13 protein-coding genes are annotated in these 16,791 nt (G+C 72.6%); 4 read left to right on the top strand and 9 right to left on the bottom strand.

The features are described from left to right. Positions 1-44: 44 nt before the first annotated feature. Positions 45-2,165 (top strand): TPM domain-containing protein, encoded by a 2,121-nt coding sequence (locus ACFCY7_RS10675; protein WP_376483263.1) that lies wholly within the window; start codon positions 45-47, stop codon positions 2,163-2,165. Positions 2,166-2,233: 68 nt separating this feature from the next. After that, positions 2,234-2,941: a PspA/IM30 family protein gene (locus tag ACFCY7_RS10670; protein ID WP_376483261.1), complete on the top strand. Its 708-nt coding sequence runs from the start codon at positions 2,234-2,236 to the stop codon at positions 2,939-2,941. A gap of 128 nt (positions 2,942-3,069) precedes the next feature. On the opposite strand, the gene ACFCY7_RS10665 is transcribed toward ACFCY7_RS10670, so the two are convergent. The 6 genes from ACFCY7_RS10665 to ACFCY7_RS10640 all read right to left on the bottom strand — a co-directional run bounded on the left by ACFCY7_RS10665 (position 3,070) and on the right by ACFCY7_RS10640 (position 9,895). Next, positions 3,070-5,640, bottom strand: coding sequence for a SpoIIE family protein phosphatase (locus ACFCY7_RS10665; RefSeq protein ID WP_376483259.1), 2,571 nt, complete (start codon positions 5,638-5,640; stop codon positions 3,070-3,072). A 144-nt stretch (positions 5,641-5,784) separates the two neighbouring features. Then, positions 5,785-6,207 carry an ATP-binding protein gene (locus ACFCY7_RS10660; RefSeq protein ID WP_376483257.1) on the bottom strand — a complete coding sequence of 141 codons (423 nt, stop codon included), beginning with the start codon at positions 6,205-6,207 and terminating at the stop codon, positions 5,785-5,787. A gap of 141 nt (positions 6,208-6,348) precedes the next feature. Then, on the bottom strand, positions 6,349-6,816 hold the full coding sequence (locus ACFCY7_RS10655) for a (deoxy)nucleoside triphosphate pyrophosphohydrolase (protein ID WP_376483255.1): 468 nt from the start codon (positions 6,814-6,816) through the stop codon (positions 6,349-6,351). A gap of 92 nt (positions 6,817-6,908) precedes the next feature. Beyond that, entirely contained in the window at positions 6,909-7,088 is a 180-nt protein-coding gene (locus tag ACFCY7_RS10650; protein ID WP_376483253.1) for an SPOR domain-containing protein, read from the bottom strand. A gap of 155 nt (positions 7,089-7,243) precedes the next feature. Next, positions 7,244-8,971: a purine-cytosine permease family protein gene (locus ACFCY7_RS10645; RefSeq protein ID WP_376483252.1), complete on the bottom strand. Its 1,728-nt coding sequence runs from the start codon at positions 8,969-8,971 to the stop codon at positions 7,244-7,246. A gap of 171 nt (positions 8,972-9,142) precedes the next feature. Beyond that, a complete protein-coding gene (locus tag ACFCY7_RS10640) occupies positions 9,143-9,895 on the bottom strand; it encodes a GntR family transcriptional regulator (protein ID WP_376483251.1) in 753 nt (250 codons plus the stop codon). Positions 9,896-10,134: 239 nt separating this feature from the next. Here ACFCY7_RS10640 and ACFCY7_RS10635 point away from each other — a divergent pair, with 239 nt between their 5' ends. Continuing rightward, entirely contained in the window at positions 10,135-11,466 is a 1,332-nt protein-coding gene (locus tag ACFCY7_RS10635) for a glycoside hydrolase family 18 protein (protein ID WP_376483249.1), read from the top strand. A gap of 170 nt (positions 11,467-11,636) precedes the next feature. Here ACFCY7_RS10635 and ACFCY7_RS10630 read toward each other — a convergent pair whose 3' ends face one another. Together ACFCY7_RS10630 and ACFCY7_RS10625 are read right to left on the bottom strand one after the other, a co-directional pair. Further along, a complete protein-coding gene (locus tag ACFCY7_RS10630; protein ID WP_376483247.1) occupies positions 11,637-12,725 on the bottom strand; it encodes a DUF4190 domain-containing protein in 1,089 nt (362 codons plus the stop codon). Between the two features lie 282 nt (positions 12,726-13,007). Continuing rightward, the gene (locus tag ACFCY7_RS10625) at positions 13,008-14,582 is read right to left on the bottom strand and encodes a S8 family serine peptidase (protein WP_376483245.1); all 1,575 of its coding nucleotides are present in this window, start codon (positions 14,580-14,582) and stop codon (positions 13,008-13,010) included. 199 nt (positions 14,583-14,781) lie between these two features. Here ACFCY7_RS10625 and ACFCY7_RS10620 point away from each other — a divergent pair, with 199 nt between their 5' ends. Next, positions 14,782-15,906 carry a threonine synthase gene (locus ACFCY7_RS10620; protein ID WP_376483244.1) on the top strand — a complete coding sequence of 375 codons (1,125 nt, stop codon included), beginning with the start codon at positions 14,782-14,784 and terminating at the stop codon, positions 15,904-15,906. 44 nt (positions 15,907-15,950) lie between these two features. Here ACFCY7_RS10620 and ACFCY7_RS10615 read toward each other — a convergent pair whose 3' ends face one another. Continuing rightward, positions 15,951-16,706, bottom strand: a complete 756-nt coding sequence (locus tag ACFCY7_RS10615; protein ID WP_376483242.1) for a DUF4232 domain-containing protein — start codon at positions 16,704-16,706, stop codon at positions 15,951-15,953. Positions 16,707-16,791 lie beyond the last annotated feature (85 nt).

Here is a 16,791-nt window from a genome sequence, read left to right as displayed (position 1 = left end):
CGGTCCGGTCGCGGCATGCGATACCCGGACATAGCCTCCCCTTTGTGACGCGAATAGCCACCCGAGCCCTTCTCGCAGCACTGGTGGCGGCGTGGTGGCTCCTCGTGCCCGCCGTTCACGGTGCCCACGCCGACGACCCCGTCGCCCTGTCCCGCGACGGGCAGATCACCGACCGGGTGGACGCCCTCGGCGACCGCCGCCCCGCGGTGGTCGATGCCCTCGACCGGCTCTACGACGACCAGCGGATCCAGCTCTTCGTCGTCTACGTACGGGACTTCTCCGGGCGCACGGGGCAGAGCTGGGCCGACGCCACCGCCGAGCGCAACGGCCTCGGCGCCGAGGACGTCCTCCTCGCCGTCGCCACCCACGACCGGCAGTACGGCTACTCCGCCGACCCGGCCTCGCGCCTCACCCAGGACCAGCTCGACGACGTGGCCAGGACCGCCGTCGAACCGGCGCTGCGGCAGAACGACTGGGCCGGCGCCGCCATCGGCGCCGCGGACGGCTACGACGCCGTCCTCGCCGGGCAGCCCGTCCCCGCCCCCGCGATCACCCCCGGACCCGCCGACCCCGGCGGCGCGGCCGACGACGGCACCTCCGCCTCCGACCTCGTCCTGCCGGTGGTCCTCGTCGGCGGCGCGGGAGCCGTGGCGGCCTACGCGTACACCAAACGGCGCCGGCGCACCGAGACCCGCACCACCCCCCAGGGCGGGCAGGGCTGGGGCCCGCCGCGCGAACCCGCACCGCCGTCCCTGGACGAACTCGACGGCCAGGCCCGGCACGTGCTGGTCGCCACCGACGACGCCGTCCGCACCAGCCAGGAGGAACTCGGCTTCGCGTCGGCCCAGTTCGGCGAGGACGCGGTGCGCCCCTTCACCGAGGCCGTCGCGTTCGCCAAGGAGCAGCTGACGGCGTCCTTCCGGCTCCGGCAGAAGCTCGACGACTCCTTCCCCGAGGACGACTCCACCCGCCGGGCCATGCTGGACGAGATCCTCCGCCGCTGCGCGGAGGCCGACGCCCGGCTCGACGCCGAGACCGAGGACTTCGACCGGCTCCGGGCCCTGGAGCGGACCGCCCCCGAGGCGCTGGCCGCGGTCGAGGCCGCGTTCCGGGAGCAGACCGGGCGGGTGGGCATGGCCGAGGCGGCGCTGACCGCCATGCGCGAGCGGTACGCCGAGACGGCCGCCTCCCCCGTCGCCGGCGACGCCGAGCAGGCGAAGGACCGGCTCGTGTTCGCGACGACCCACGTCAACCAGGCCCGCCAGCAGATCGACGCCGGCGACAACGGCGGCGCCGCCGTGCACATCCGGGCGGCCGAGGGCGCCGTGGACCAGGCGGCCCGGCTGATCGAGGCCGTGGACCGCAGGGCGCAGGAACTGGCCGAGGCGGTGGGCAAGCTGCCGGGTGCGCTCTCCGAGACGGACGCGGACCTCGCGGACGCCCGCGGCCTGCTCGGCGGGACCGCCGCCGGGGTGTCCACGGCCGACCTCCAGGGCCGGATCGCCCGGGCCGAGTCGGTGGTCGCCGAGGTGCGGCGCGGTGTGGAGGCCGGGCGGTACGACCCGATCGACGCCCTGCGCCGGGTCGAGGAGGCCGACACGGCGCTCGACGAGGCCCTGGAGGGCGCACGGGAGCGCGAGTCGGGCACCCGGCGCGCCCGCGCGCTCCTCGATCAGACGATGCTGACGGCCCGCTCGGCGATCGGCGCGGCCTCCGACTACATCACCACCCACCGGGGCGCGGTGGGCAGCGAGGCCCGCACGCGCCTGGCCGAGGCCCAGCGGCACTGGAACGAGGCCCACGCGCAGGCCTCCGCCGACGACCCGCAGGCCGCGCTCGCGGAGGCCCGGCAGGCGGACGCGCTCGCCCGGCGCGCCCAGGACCTCGCCGAGCAGGACGTCCGCACGTACGGGAACCCGAACGGCCTGGGCGGTGTATCAGGAGTGGGAGGAAGCGGCGGCGGCGGGCTCGGCGGCGCGGTCCTCGGCGGCATCATCCTCGGCGGGCTGTTCGGCGGGGGGCGGGGAGGCGGACACGGGGGGTTCGGTGGAGGTTCGGGCGGGGGTTCCGGTGGGGGGTTCGGGGGTGGTGGCTTCGGCGGCGGGCCCGGCAGCTTCGGCGGCAGCGGCACGCGCGGCCGGCTGGGCGGCGGCGGCCGTTTCTGAGGGCGGACCGTCCCGCGTCCTCCCCGCCCTCCCTTTTCCCGTCCCTCTCAAGGAGCTCAAGGAGAGCCATGAGCAAGCAGACCGTCCTCGGCCGTGTCACCCAGCTGGCGAAGGCCAACATCAACGCGCTCCTCGACCAGGCGGAGGATCCGCAGAAGATGCTGGACCAGCTGATCCGCGACTACTCGAACAACATCGCGGAGGCCGAGGAGGCGGTGGCCGCGACCATCGGCAACCTCCGGCTGATGGAGCAGGACCACCAGGAGGACGTGGAGGCCGCGAAGGAGTGGGGCGGCAAGGCCCTCGCCGCGAGCCGGAAGGCGGACGAGCTGCGGAACGGCGGGCAGACGGCGGAGGCGGACCGGTTCGACAACCTGGCGAAGGTGGCGCTGGGCCGCCAGCTCCAGTCCGAGAAGGAGGCGCGGACGGCGGAGCCGACGATCGCCTCGCAGACCGAGGTGGTGGCGAAGCTCAGGAGCGGCCTCGACCAGATGAAGGCGAAGCTCGGCGAGCTCGGGGCGAAGCGCGACGAGCTGGTCGCCCGCGCCGAGTCGGCGCAGGCGCAGAACCGGATGATGGACGCGGTGAAGAGCATCGACGTGCTCGACCCGACGAGCGAACTGAACCGCTTCGAGGACAAGGTGCGCCGGGAGGAGGCGCGGGCGATGGGCAAGCAGGAGCTCGCCGCCTCCTCCCTGGACGCCCAGTTCGAGCAGCTGGACGCGCTCGGCGACAGCGCCGAGATCGAGGCCCGGCTGGCCGCGCTCAAGGGCTGATCCGGCGGCTGATCCGGCGACTCCTCGCGGCCACCGTCCGGAAGCACGCCGCAGAACACGCCTCCGAGCATGTCCCGGACGTCTCCGAGCATGTCCCGGACGTCTCGGAACATGCCTCGGAACATGTCTCAGAACATGCTGAGGAGTTGCTCCACCGTGGGCTCCGCCGCCCCCTCGCCGTCCGGCAGGGCCAGTTCGAACCAGACGGTCTTGCCGCGCGGGGTGCGGCGCGAGCCCCAGGAGGAGGACAGCAGGCCGACGAGCTGGAGGCCGCGGCCGCCCTCGTCGGTGTCCCGGGCCCGTCGGCGCCGCGGCTGGACCAGGCCCGCGTCCCAGACCTCGCAGACGAGGGTGCGGTCGCGCAGCAGCCGCAGCCTGATCTCCCCCTCGCCGTACCGCAGGGCGTTGGTGACGAGTTCGCTGACGAGGAGTTCGACGGTGTCGACGAGCGGTTCGAGGTCCCAGGCCGCGAGCTGGGCGCGGGCGAGTTCGCGGGCCCGGCCGACCGAGCGGGGTTCCCTGGGCAGCTGCCAGTCGCCGACGGCCTCGCTGGGGAGCCCCTGGATCCTGGCCATGAGGAGGGCGATGTCGTCCTCGCCGTGGCCCGTGTTCAGGCTGTTCAGGACGCGGTCGCAGACGTCCTCGAGCGGACGGGCCGGGTCGGTGAGGGCGCGCCGGAAGGCGTTGAGGCCCTCGTCCAGGGGATGGTCGCGGGACTCGACGAGGCCGTCGGTGTAGAGCGCGAGCAGGGCGCCCTCCGGGAGTTCGACCTCGACCTCCTCGAAGGGTTCGCCGCCGACCCCGAGCGGCATCCCGGGGGGCACGTCGAGCAGCAGGGCCTCCTCACCGGGTTCGACGAGCACCGGCGGGAGGTGTCCTGCGTTGGCGAAGGTGCAGCGGCGGGTGACCGCGTCGTAGACGGCGTAGACGCAGGTGGCGAGGTAGACCTCGGAGAGTTCGGGACCGCGGGACTTCTGGCTGCGGGACTGCTGCGTGCCGATGGGGGCACCGAGGCCGCGGGCGATCTCGTCGAGATGGGAGAGGACCTCGGCCGGCTCCAGGTCGAGCTGGGCGAGGGTGCGGACGGCGGTGCGCAGTTCGCCCATGGCGACGGCCGCGCGCAGGCCGCGGCCCATGACGTCGCCGATGACGAGGGCGGTGCGGTGGCCGGGGAGTTCGATGACGTCGAACCAGTCGCCGCCGACCTCGGTGGCGGTGGTGCCCGGGAGGTAGCGGCAGGCGATGTCGAGGCCGGCCGCCTCGGGGTCGCCGGGCGGGAGCAGGCTGCGCTGGAGGATGAGGGCCCGTTCGTGCTCGCGGCGGTAGAGGCGCGCGTTGTCGATGCAGACGGCGGCGCGGGCGGCGAGTTCGACGGCGAGGGCCCGGTCGCGCTCCCCGAAGGGTTCGCTGCCCTTGGTGCGGGAGAACTGGACGAGGCCGACGACGATGTCGTGGGCGACCATCGGGACGACCAGGGTGGACTGGACGAGTTCGCCGTCGGCGCCGGGCACCGTCCGGACGCGGCCGGTGCGCAGGGCCCCGGCGCACGGCGAGTTGAAGGGGTAGCGGTGGACGGCCCCGACCTCGATGGGCACGGGTCCGCAACAGCCGCTGTCGGCGGCGTGGCCCTCGTCGGTTCTCAGGGGGGTGTCCGAGACGGCACTGGCGAAGGCGACCCTGCGGAGTTCGGCGCTGCCCGCTCCGTAGCCGACGTCGTGGGAGCTGCCCCAACGGCCGGGCGGGGCCTCGTCGCCGGTGAGCAGGCCCTGGTAGAGGTCGACGGAGGCCAGGTCGCAGAAGCCGGGGACGGCGACGTCGAGCAGCTCCCGGGCGGTGGCCTCCAGGTCGAGGGAGTTGCCGATGCGGGCCCCCGCCTCGTTGAGGAGGGCGAGGTTGCGGCGGGCGCTGGCGGCTTCCCGGGCCGCGTTGTGGCGGCGGGTGACGTCGATGCCGAGGCCGGCGACGCCGACCGGCCGGCCGGAGCCGCTGTGGACCCGGTAGAGGTTGATGGACCAGTGGCGGCGGTCGCGGGCGCCGGGCGCGGCTCCGACGATCCTGAAGTCGGTGACGGACTCCCCGGTGTCGAGGACCCGCTGGAGGGCGGTGGTCATCCGGTCGGCCTCGGGCCGGGTGAGGTAGTCGTGGACGGTGCGGCCCCGGTGGTCGTCGGCGGAGCCGCCGAAGACGGTGGCGAAGCGCCGGTTGGCCCGCTTGACCGTGAGGTCGGTGCCGAAGAGGAGGAAGCCGAAGGGGGATTGGCCGAATATCGCCTGGGAGGCGGCGAGGTCCGTCTCGATGCGGCGGAGGGCGCGCACGTCGACGACGATGCACAGCGCGGCCCGTTCGCCGGTCTGGGTCTCGCTCGGCATCACGTACATCTCGGCGATGCCGTGGGGCTGCTCCTCGCCGGGCAGACGGAAGGGGACGAGGCCCGTCCACTCCTTGCCGTCGAGGATCTCCTTGACCCGTCGGTGGCCTCGCTCGCGCAGGTCGGCGGGCATGAACGCCTCGACGGGATCCTTGCCCCTGGCCTGCTCGGCAGTGACTCCGAAGAGGTCCACGGCCCGTCGGCTCCACTGCTCGACGAGGCCGTCGGGCCCGATCGAGAAGGAGGCGACCCGGATGTAGTCATAGATGGAGCCGGGCGGGCTGCTCTGCCACACGACGCCGCCGCTCGCCGTCTCGAATATCTCGCTCACGCGACCGTCCCCTCCAGCTCACCGCACCGGATCGGCCATGCCCGCAGTATTCAATACGGCAGGCCCCGACGGCACGACGTTCCCGATCACAGGGTGGTCTCGGTCGTCCCGTGCCGAGTACCGGTGATCGTTGTCCCTCCCTGTTTACTCACCAGGGAGAGCCAGCTCGAACCATACGGTTTTGCCCGTCCTTCCTTTACGGGTCCCCCAGCGGCGGGCGGAACAGGCCACGAGACCGAGGCCGCGGCCCCCTTCGTCCTCGGGTCCCGGGGCGCGCGCGGTCGGCGGATCCGGAAGCGGATCGGAAACCTCCACGAGCAGCGCCGGGGGGTGGGACGGGTCGGCGTCGGCGGGGCGGGGCCGGACGAGTCGGACCCCGATCGGGCCGGACGCGTACCGCAGGGAGTTGGTCACCAGCTCGCTGACCAGCAGGACGGTCACATCTCCGAGGGCCGCGTCGAGCTCCCAGGCGCGCAGGGTCTCGCGCACCGCGTGGCGGGCCGTACGCACGGCGTTCGCTTCCGCGGGGAAGTTCCACTCGGCGCGGTCGCCGTCGGTGTCGATCACACCCGATCACTTCCCCAGCCGTGTGTCAGCGGAAGGGCCACGTCCCCTTACAGGGATCAATCTGGACATACCCGTAATTACGGGCGGGATATCGTGCGGGTCGCAGGAGCGGGCGCACGGTGGCACGAACGGCGTAGAGACTCAGCTCCGCGCTCCGTCGGCGGGCGCCTCCGGCAGCCGCAGCCCGGCCTCGGCGACGGCGGGGCGGTCCTGGTCGAGCCAGTCGACCGAGTCGAGTTCGTGCCGGGCGAGCCAGCGCAGCGCGTCGTGGTCCTCCAGCGGGCGCGGCGTGCCGGAGATCAGCCGGGCGGTCCACACCCGCAGGACGTAACCGGGCTTCAGCGGCCATTCGCCGGGGATGCGTTCACCCGGCTCGACCTCCACGCCGAGCTCCTCGCGGAGCTCGCGGACCAGGGCCTGCTCCCCCGTCTCGCCCGGTTCGAGCTTGCCGCCGGGCAGTTCCCAACGGCCGGCGAGCTCGACGGGGGCGCTGCGGCGGGCGGCGAGCAGCCGCCCCTCGTCGTACAGGGCTCCCGCGACGACGACCACGGCGTCGGGTTCGCGGGTCGGGGCGGGGTCGGCGGCGGGGCCGGTGGCGCGTTCGGTCATGGGCGCGAGCGTAGCCCGGCCCCGCCGGGCGGCCGATGCGCTCGAAACGAGCGGGGGTGCCGACGCGCCCAGAGGCCGGAGTGCCGACGCACTCAGAGGGCGGGGGTGCCGATGCGCTCGACCCAGTAGAGCTGCTTGTGACCGCGGTCGTCGAGGCTGTCCGCGATCTTCTGGGCCTCGTCCCTGGTCGCGTACCGCCCCACCCGGTAGCGATTGCCGTTGTCGTCCTGCCTTATGACCAGCCAGGGAAGGAGGGAGCCGCTGTCGGTCATCAGGCCGCTCCTTCCGCCGGTCCAGGCGCCGTCGAGGATCTCCGGGAAACCGCAATCCGCATATGCCGGAGCTTACGCCTGACCTTCACACAGCGGATATGTGTTTTCACAAAGAGATACGGATCGGCCGGGAACCGACGGAAGGCGGCCGAAGCTCACACCTCCGGCGTCACGCGCGGGGGGACGACCGGCACCGGCATCAGGACGGGACCGCCCGCACCCTGCGGATCCTTGCGGCAGACGTCGCCGCAGGCGGCGTCGAGCGAGCAGCACAGGGAGCAGATCGGCCCCGACCGCACCGGGCAGTCGGCGATGTCGGGCAGTTCATAGGCCGTCTCGCAGACTGCGCAGAGGTGGGTGGCCCGCTCGTCGGCGACCTCGGCCGACGGGCCGTTCACGGTGTTGGGACGGGCCAGGTAGTAACGCCCCTTGGTCGCCCAGGCGATCAACGGGCAGAGGACGACGGCGAGTCCGGCGGCGATGAAGGTGGAGAACGCCTGCGCGTACGTGCCGAAGAGACCGAAGAAGGCGAGGATCGAGACGGTGGAGGCGACGACCATGGCGCCGAAGCCCGCCGGGTTCACTGCGTACAGGTAGGCGCGCTTGAACTCGATGTACGGGGGGCTCCAGCCGGCCCGCTTGTTGACGACGAGGTCGGCGGCGACGGCCGCGATCCAGGCGATGCCGACGTTGGAGTAGAACCCGAGCAGCTTGTTCAGCGCCGCGAACATGTTCATCTCCATCAGCGTCAGCGCGATGGCGAGGTTGAGGAAGATGTACCAGACCCGTCCGGGGTGCCGGTGGGTCACGCGGGAGAAGAAGTTCGACCAGGACAGCGAGCCGCTGTAGGCGTTCGTGACGTTGATCTTGATCTGGGAGACGATCACGAACAGCGCGGCGGCGGGCAGGGCGAAGGAGCCGAGCCAGGGCCTGAGCGCCTCGATCTGCGGGGCGATCGGCTCCAGCGCGTGGGTCGTGCCGACGGCCTCCAGGGCGACGAAGGCGAGGAACGCGCCGCCGAGCTGCTTGGCGGCGCCGATGATCACCCAGCCGGGGCCGGCGGCCAGCACGGCGAGGTTCCACCGCCGCCGGTTCTTCTCGGTCTTCGCCGGCATGAAGCGCAGGTAGTCGGCCTGCTCGCCGATCTGCGCGATCAGCGAGAGGGCGACGCCCGTGCCGAGGCCGAAGCCGATCCACGAGAAGCCCGCGCCGGCGCCCTCCGTACCGCCGAAGGACGTGAAGGCACCCCAGGCGTCGGGGGCCTCGACGGCCAGGACGGCGAAGGGCAGCACCAGACCGACGAGCCAGATCGGCTGGGTCCAGGCCTGGACCTTGGCGAGGGCGCCCATGCCGCGGAAGACGATCGGGATGACGATCAGCGTGGTGACCAGGTAGCCGATCTCGACCGGCAGGCCGACGGCCTGGTGCATGGCCTGGGCCATGATCGAGCCTTCGAGGGCGAAGAAGATGAAGGTGAAGGAGGCGTAGATGAGTGACGTGAGGGTGGAGCCGAAGTAGCCGAATCCGGCGCCGCGGGTGATGAGGTCCATGTCCAGGCCGTACTTCGCGCAGGCCCGGGCGATGGGGATGCCGGTGAGGAAGATGAGGGTGGCGGCGGTGAGGATCGAGGCCAGGCCGCTGCCGAAGCCGTAGGTGAAGACGATCGACGCGCCGATGGCGAAGTCGGCGAGGTAGGCGATGCCCCCGAGGGCGGTGCCGGCCACGGTCGCGGGCGACCAGCGTCGGAACGAGTGCGGCGCGTAGCGCAGCGAGTAGTCCTCGCGGCTCTCGTCCGCCGCCAGCTTGGCGTAGCTGCGTCGGGGGCCGGGCGGCGGCGCGGCCGCCCCCGGCTCCGGGGTGGGCGTGGTGACCGTTTCCGTCATGGGGGTTCCTGTCGTCCGGCCGGATCGCGGGTACGGCCAGGAAGCTAGGACCCCGGGATGACGTCCGCCGTAGGCGAGGAGTTGCCGCGCGGTTACGCGACCTGACGCCCCGTTAACTCCGGGTCACACGCCCCGGACACCCGACCCCGCTCACCGATCCACCGGCCCCGGTCAGCGGACCGGCAGGTGGTAGGCGATGCGGTAGCGGTCGGCGGGGACGACGACGTCCGCGGTCTCGACGGCTCGGCCCGAGGCGTAGTAGGTCCGCTCGACGACCATCACCACGTGCCCGGGGACGCCGCCGAGCGCGAGGAGCTCCTCGGCGAGGCCGGGGCGGGCGCCGACCTGCTCCACCACGTTGTCCACGACGACGTCGATGGCGGCCATCCGCTCGACGACGCCGCAGCCGCCCAGCGGCCCCTCCTCGGGCAGCATGACGGGCGTCCGGCCGGTGACGGCGAGCGGCTCCCAGGAGGTGGAGACCATCATCGGCTCGCCCCCGTCGCGGTACACGTACCGCGTGCGCATGACCCGCTCCCCCGGGTCGATGCCCAACCGCTCGGCGACCTCGGCGCTCGCCGGCTCCTGCTCGCTGCTCGACTCCCAGGTGCCGCGGGCCCCTTCGGCGGCCTGCTCCTGCCGGAACGGGGTGGCGCCGGTCGCGGGCCGGTAGCCGGAGCGGGCGATGCGGCGCGGCACGGGGCGCTCCCGCACGTACGTGCCGGAGCCGGAGCGCCCCTCCACGAGCCCCTCGGCCATGAGCACCTTGCGGGCCTCCAGCGCGACGGTGTCCGACACCCCGTACTCCTCGCGGATGCGTGCCTGCGAGGGGAGGCGGGTATGCGGGGGAAGCGAGCCGTTGGCGATCTTCTCCCGTAGATCGCTCGCCACGCGCAGATAGGCGGGCTGCTCACCGAACGTCACTGGACACTCCCCTCAGGTTGACTGACAGCTACAGACTGACAACCGACGGTGGTGATCCGCAAGCATGGGCCAAAGTTTCACCCGATGTGATGACAGCGTGGCGAGAGGGCTTGCTACCCGCGGTCACCCCGGATAGGCGGCGCGAACCCCTTGACCCCATTGGTCCAGACCAATACGTTCCTGCCTGAACCCTCCGGAACCACCGCACGCTCCATCCCGCCTCGCACAGGAACGAGCCCATGCGTCCCAGAGCCATGACCAAGCTGACCTTCGGCGCGGCCGCCGCCGCCACCCTCGGCCTCCTCGCCACCCTGGCCCCGACCGCCGACGCGCACCAGCCCTCCTCCCCCACGCCCGCGCTGAAGCGCGTCGGCTACTTCACCCAATGGGGCATCTACGGAAGGAACTTCCAGGTCAAGGACCTGGAGACGAGCGGCACCGCCGCCAAGCTCAGCCACGTCAACTACGCCTTCGGCGTCATCGGTCCGGACGGCAAGTGCCTCATGGGCAACGCCCCCGGTTCCGACCCCTGGGCCGACTACGTGCGCCCGGTCGGCGCGGCCGATTCCGTGGACGGCACGGCCGACACCGCCGACCAGCGCCTCGCCGGCAACTTCAACGAACTGCGCGAGCTCAAGGCGAAGCACCCCGGCCTCAAGGTCATGATCTCGCTGGGCGGTTGGAGCGGCTCGGCCCACTTCTCCGACGCGGTGCGCACCGATGCCGGCCGCAAGGCCCTCGTCGCGTCCTGCATCGACACCTACATCAAGGGCAACCTCCCGGCCGACGGCGCCCGCGGCGGCGCCGGAGCGGCGGCGGGCGTCTTCGACGGCGTCGACCTGGACTGGGAGTGGCCGGGTTCGGACGGCGCCCCCGGGAACGTGATCCGCCCGGAGGACAAGCCCAACTTCACCAAGCTGGTACGGGAGTTCCGCACCCAGCTCGACGCCTACGGCCGCTCGCTGCCGCAGCGCAGGCACTACGACCTCAGCGCGTACGTGCCCACCGCCCCCGCCAAGATCGACGCGGGCTTCGAAGTCGCCAAGATCATGCGGGACTTCGACTTCGTCAACCTCCAGGGCTACGACTTCCACGTCTCCGGCGAGAAGACCACCGCCCAGCAGTCCGCGCTCTTCGCCAAGAACGACTTCAGCGTCGACGGGACCGTCAAGGCCTGGCTGCGCCGCGGCGCCCCCGCCCGCAAGCTCGTCGTCGGCATGCCGTTCTACGGCCAGGGCTGGACCGGCGTCACCGGCGGCGGCGACGGCCTCGGCCGGCCCGCCACCGGCCCCGCGCCGGCGACCTGGACCGCCGGCTCCGAGGACTACAAGCACCTGAAGAAGCTGGCCGATTCGGGCGCGTACACGCTCTACCGGGGACCGGGGAACGGCCACGCCTGGCTCTTCGACGGCACCACCCTGTGGACGTACGACGACCCCACCGTCCTGCGCACCAAGGCGTCCTACGTCCGGCAGCACGGACTCGGCGGCGCCATGGCCTGGTCCCTCGACGCCGACACCTCGGACGGTGAACTGATCACCGCGATCGACCGCGGCCTGACCCGCCGCTGACCGACCGGAACGGCACGGCACGGCACGGCACGGCACGGAGCCCGGGCCGCCGGCGGAACGACCCGCCCCGCCGGCGGCCCGGTCCGAGACCCCCGCCTCGGACCGAGACCCCTTCGCCCTCAGGCCGAAGGGCCGCCCTCGTCCTCAGACCGAGGGGGTCGCCCTCGTCCTCAGACCGACGTGCCGCCGCCCTCGCCCTCCGGCAGCGTGCCCGTGAGGCCGAGCGCGGTCCGCGCGTCCGCGCCGAGGTCCGCGGGAAGGGCGTCCCAGGCCGTCTCGTACGTCGCCCAGTACGCCTCCGCGTCGGCCGCCGACGCCAGCTTGGCCCAGTGCCGCGAGGCCCCGTCGAGCGTGCTGCCGAGTTCGGCGATCGGGGCGTTGGCGACGGCGGGCCAGTGGCGGCCCTTGAGGCCGGCGCGCGCCCGGTCGATCTCCTTCAGCAGGTCTCCGGCCCATGCCTTGTTGGCCGCGAAGTCCTCGTCGGGGTCCTCCTCCGGCTCCGCGTACACGATCGTCTCGATCGGGTTGACGGTCAGCAGGAAGGACGTCTGGTCCGCGTTCAGGGTGGACCGGTCGGACCGCACCGAGCCCTTGAAGGGTTCCTTCTCGGTGGCGTACGCGCAGATCACGGTCCGGTCGCCGCCTCGCCACGTCTGGCTGCTGGGCAGGTAGTAGTAGGTCCAGACGTCCTTGGGGACGGCCCAGGTGTCCAGCGCGTAGGCCGTGTTGATCGTGTCGCAGCGCTTCTCCGCCACCTCTTCGAGCGCGTCGTCGCCGGGCCACTTGGAGAAGCCGGTGATCTTGAAGCGGCCGGTCGCCTCGCCGTCGTGCGGGAGCGCGCAGTCGACGACCTGGACGTCGGTCGCGAACTCCTTCAGCTTGTCCTCGTCCTCGAAGCACTCCCCGATCCGCAGCGAGGTCGGGGACTTCGAGCGGGCCGCCTCGTCCATGCCCTCCTTGAAGCCCTCCTTGAAGCCGTCCCACGCCGTGCCGAAGCCGCCGGTCACGAGGCCGACGACGAGCAGCAGGCAGCTGAGCGCGGAGAGGACGATGCCGGCGATCGCGAGCCCCTTGCCCGCCTGGTCCCGCTTCCTGATCCGCGGCAGGGCGGCGAGCCCGAGGACCAGGCCGAGCGGCGGGAGGCAGCAGACGATGCCGGAGACGAGGGAGCCGATGGCGAGGCCGTTGGTGGTGCGCCGCGGCTGCCCGTAGGGAACGGCGCCGGGGATGCCGGGCGTGCCGTACGGTCCGTACGGCATCCCCGGGGAGGTGTACGGCCCTGGCGCGGGCCATCCACCCGACTGCGGCGCCCCTGACTGCGGCGCCCCCTGCTGCGGAGATCCCTCCGGGGACGAGTGCGGCGGGGTCGGCTGGATCGGCTCCACGGGTACGGTGCTCCTGTTTCGGGGCGGGCGGCGCGAACAAACGATCGAGCGCGCATCGTACGTGGCCGGGGGAACCGGAAGGTCGGCCGGGGTGAACACGCGGCAACGGCCGAGGGGCGGCCGCCCGAAGGCGACCGCCCCTCCGTCGATCACGGTTCAGAACTGCAGGGCCCAGGAGTCGATCTTCCCGGTGTCTATGGCCGCGTTGTCCGTGACCCGCAGCTTCCACGTGCCGTTGGCGACCTCCGAGGAGGCGTTCACGGTGTACGTGGTGTTGATGTTGTCCGCGCTGCCGCCGGTGCCGAAGCCCTTCAGCGTGTACGCCGTGCCGTCCGGGGCGATCAGCTGGACCTGGAGGTCACCGATGTACGTGTGGACGATGTTCACCGGCACCTGGAGGGCGGCGGGGGCGTTGCCCGTGACGCCGCTGACGGTGACCGGGGACTCGACGGTCGCGTTGTCGTTGATCGCGTAGTCCGCGGTGTTCTCGAACTTCGGGCCGGTGGGCGGCGGGGTGGTGCCGCCGCCGACGAAGAGCAGCCTGTTCGGGGAGCCGCTGCCGGGGCTGGTGACGACGTTCGGGGTGGCCGCGGTCGTCAGGGCCGTGGAGACCTGCGCCGGGGTCGCCGTCGGGTTGGCGGCGAGGTAGAGGGCGGCGGCGCCCGCGACGTGCGGGGTCGCCATCGACGTGCCGGAGATGGTGTTGGTGGCGGAGTCGCCGGTGCCCCACGACGAGGTGATGGACGAGCCGGGGGCGAACAGGTCGAGGCCGCTGCCGTAGTTGGAGTAGCTGGCCTTGGCGTCGCTCGACGTGGTGGCGCCGACGGTGATGGCCTCGGCCACGCGCGCGGGTGAGTGGTTGGCGGCGTTGTCGGTCTCGTTGCCGGCGGCGACCGCGTAGGTGACGCCGGAGGCGATCGAGTTGCGGACGGCCTGGTCGAGGACGGAGTCGACGCCGCCGCCGAGGCTCATGTTGGCGACGGCCGGCTTGACGGCGTTCTGCGTCACCCAGTCGATGCCCGCGACGACCTGCTCGGTCGTGCCCGAGCCGGAGTTGTCGAGGACGCGAACGCCGACGATCTTCGCCTTCTTGGCGACGCCGTACGACGAGCCCGCGACGGTGCCGGCGACGTGGGTGCCGTGGCCGTGGCCGTCCTGGGCGGTGTTGTCGTTGTCGATGGCGTCGTAGCCGTAGGTGGCGCGGCCGCCGAACTCGGTGTGGGTGATGCGGACGCCGGTGTCGATGATGTACGCCGTGACGCCCTGCCCCGCGGTGTCCGGGTAGGTGTAGCTCTGGTTCAGCGGGAGGGCCTTCTGGTCGATCCGGTCGAGGCCCCAGGACGGTGGGGAGGGCTGGGTGCCGTCGACGTGGAAGACGCGGTTCTGCACGACGGACTTCACGGCGGGGTCGGCCGCGAGCTTCCGCGCCTGCGCCTCGGAGAGCTCGACGGAGTAGCCGTTGATCGCCGAGGTGTACGTCCGCTTGATCTTCGCGCCGAACCGCGCGGCGACCGCTCTGCCCGCGGCGGTCTCCGCCGGTGCGGACTCGTCGAGGGTGACGATGTAGCTGCCCGCGACGGTGCCTGCGGCTCCGGCGTTCTCGATGACGCCCTCCGGGGCGGCGGGTGCGGCGGCGGCCGGGAGGGTGGAGGCGGAGCCGAGCGCGAGCGCGGCGACGGCGATGGCCGCTGCGGTGGCGATTCGGCGACGGGAGTCGCGCATCACTGACATGAGGGGGGTCCTCCTCGTGGGGGGTGTGTGCTGCCGTGGGGGTACGGCAGGGACGCCCGAATATGACGAGGACATGACAAGAAACGTCGGGATGCCCTCGCCGTTCCGAACGCCCGGCTGCCGAGCGAAAGATTGGCGGATCCATAGGAATCCCACAAGAGTTCCCGACGGCCCGTCACATCCGCGTCACACGGCTGCCATGCTGGACCCCATGACCGCCTACGTGTGCCCCGACTGCCAGGTCCACCTGCCCACGTCCGCGCTCACCTGGTGTTGTCCGAAGTGCCGCGGCCCCTGGGACCTCGACTTCGCGAGTGAACCGGTGCCCCTCCCCTCACTCGCGTCACGTGTGAATTCATTGTGGCGTTACACGGAGGCACTGCCTCCGATGCCGTGCGCGCCCGACGTGACCCTCGGGGAGGGCCGCACGCCCCTCGTCCCCCTCACCGACTCGGTTTCGGCCAAACTCGACTTCCTCATGCCGACCCTGTCGTTCAAGGACCGCGGCGCCGTCCTGCTCGCCGCGCACGCACTGCGGCTCGCCCGCGCCGGAGGCCTCGAACGGATCGTCGCCGACAGCAGCGGCAACGCCGGAACGGCCGTCGCCGCGTACGGGGCCCGGGCCGGACTCGACACCCTGGTCTACGTCCCCGAGGGCACGTCCCCCAAGAAGCTGGACCAGATCCGGGCACACGGGGCCCGGGTCGTCGAGGTGCCCGGCGACCGCGAGGCGACGGCCCGGGCCGCCCGTGCCGCCGCCGACGAGCCCGGCACCTTCTACGCCTCGCACGTGTACAACCCGTACTTCACGCAGGGCACCAAGACCTACGTCTACGAGCTCTGGGAGGAGCTCGGCGGCCGTCTCCCCGACACGATCGTCGTCCCCGTCGGCAACGGCACCCTCCTCCTCGGTGCCGCCCTCGCCCTCGACGAACTGCAGCGCCACGGCCTCACCGCCACCCGGCCCGCGCTCGTCGCCGTCCAGGCGCGGGCCGTCTCCCCGCTGGCCGCCGCCTTCCACGCCGGCGCGGACGACCTGGCCTCACCGGCCGTCGCCCGCCCCACCCTCGCCGAGGGCATCGCCATCACGGCTCCGCCCCGCGCCCGCCGGATCCTCCGGGCGGTACGCGAGACGGGCGGCACGTTCCTGACCGTGACCGAGGACCAGATCCGTACCGCCCAGCGGGACCTGGCCCGCCGCGGCCTGTTCGTCGAACCCACCGGTGTCGCCTGCTGGGCGGCGGTGCAGGCCGCCCCGCCCCGCCCGGGCCTCACCGTGGTGCCCCTGTGCGGGGCGGGCGCGAAGACCGGCCTGGCGGCCTGAGTCCCCGTCCCGCCCCGCCCTTCCGGGGGTCACACGGGTCCGGCTCAGAACTCGTCGGCGCCGTTGCGGAGCTCGTACGTCCAGTAGCCCGTCTTCGCGGCGGCCTCGTCGACGGCCAGGCCGCCGGCCGGGGCCTTGACGACGACGCTGCCCTCGGCGGGGCCGTCGGCGGCGAAGAGGTTCACGTTGAACTCGTTGACGACCTTGTTGTCCTCGTGGGCGCCGCCGAGGGCGACGCGCACGTTGGCGTAGGCGGGCTCGCCGGCCTTGAGGACGATCGGGGCCGACGGCTTGCTCTTCGCGACGGCCGGGACGTCCTTGGCCGTCTGGATCGGGCCGAAGGCGATCAGCGGGTACTGCAGCAGGGTGCAGGAGCGGCCGGACGTGTTCGTCGCGGTGAGCACGATGTGCTCGGTCGGGACCTCGTCGGCCTTCTTCGCCGTGATCTTGACGTCGCCGAAGGCGCAGGCCGGGGCCTTGGCGGAGGTCTTCGAACCGCCGGTGGAGCCGGTCGAACCGGTGGAGCCGGTGGAGCCGGACGAGGACCCGCCGGAGGAGGTGGACGTGGCGGTGGAGCCGCCGGCCGAGCCCGAGCCCGAGCCGTTCTTGGAGGCGGTCTGGTCCGCCGTGCCGCCGGTGGCCGTGCCGCCCTCGCCCGTACCGCCGGCCGCCTGCGAGGCGCTGGCGGCGCCCGCGTCCTTGGCGCCGGCGGTGTCGCCGCCGCCGCACGCGGTCAGGCCCAGCGAGAGGGCGGCGATGGCGGCGGCGGCCAGGACGGTGTTCTTGCGGTGGTTGCGCATGGTGGTGTTCCCCCGTTGAAGCGGTTCGGTCGGCGCACGTGACGTCGTGCTCGGTGCTGTATCCAGCTTCCGGCCCGGCGCTGCC

It is taken from the genome of Streptomyces sp. NPDC056361, from assembly GCF_042262805.1.
GTDB lineage: Bacteria > Actinomycetota > Actinomycetes > Streptomycetales > Streptomycetaceae > Streptomyces.
This window is presented reverse-complemented; position numbering and strand designations above follow the sequence as displayed.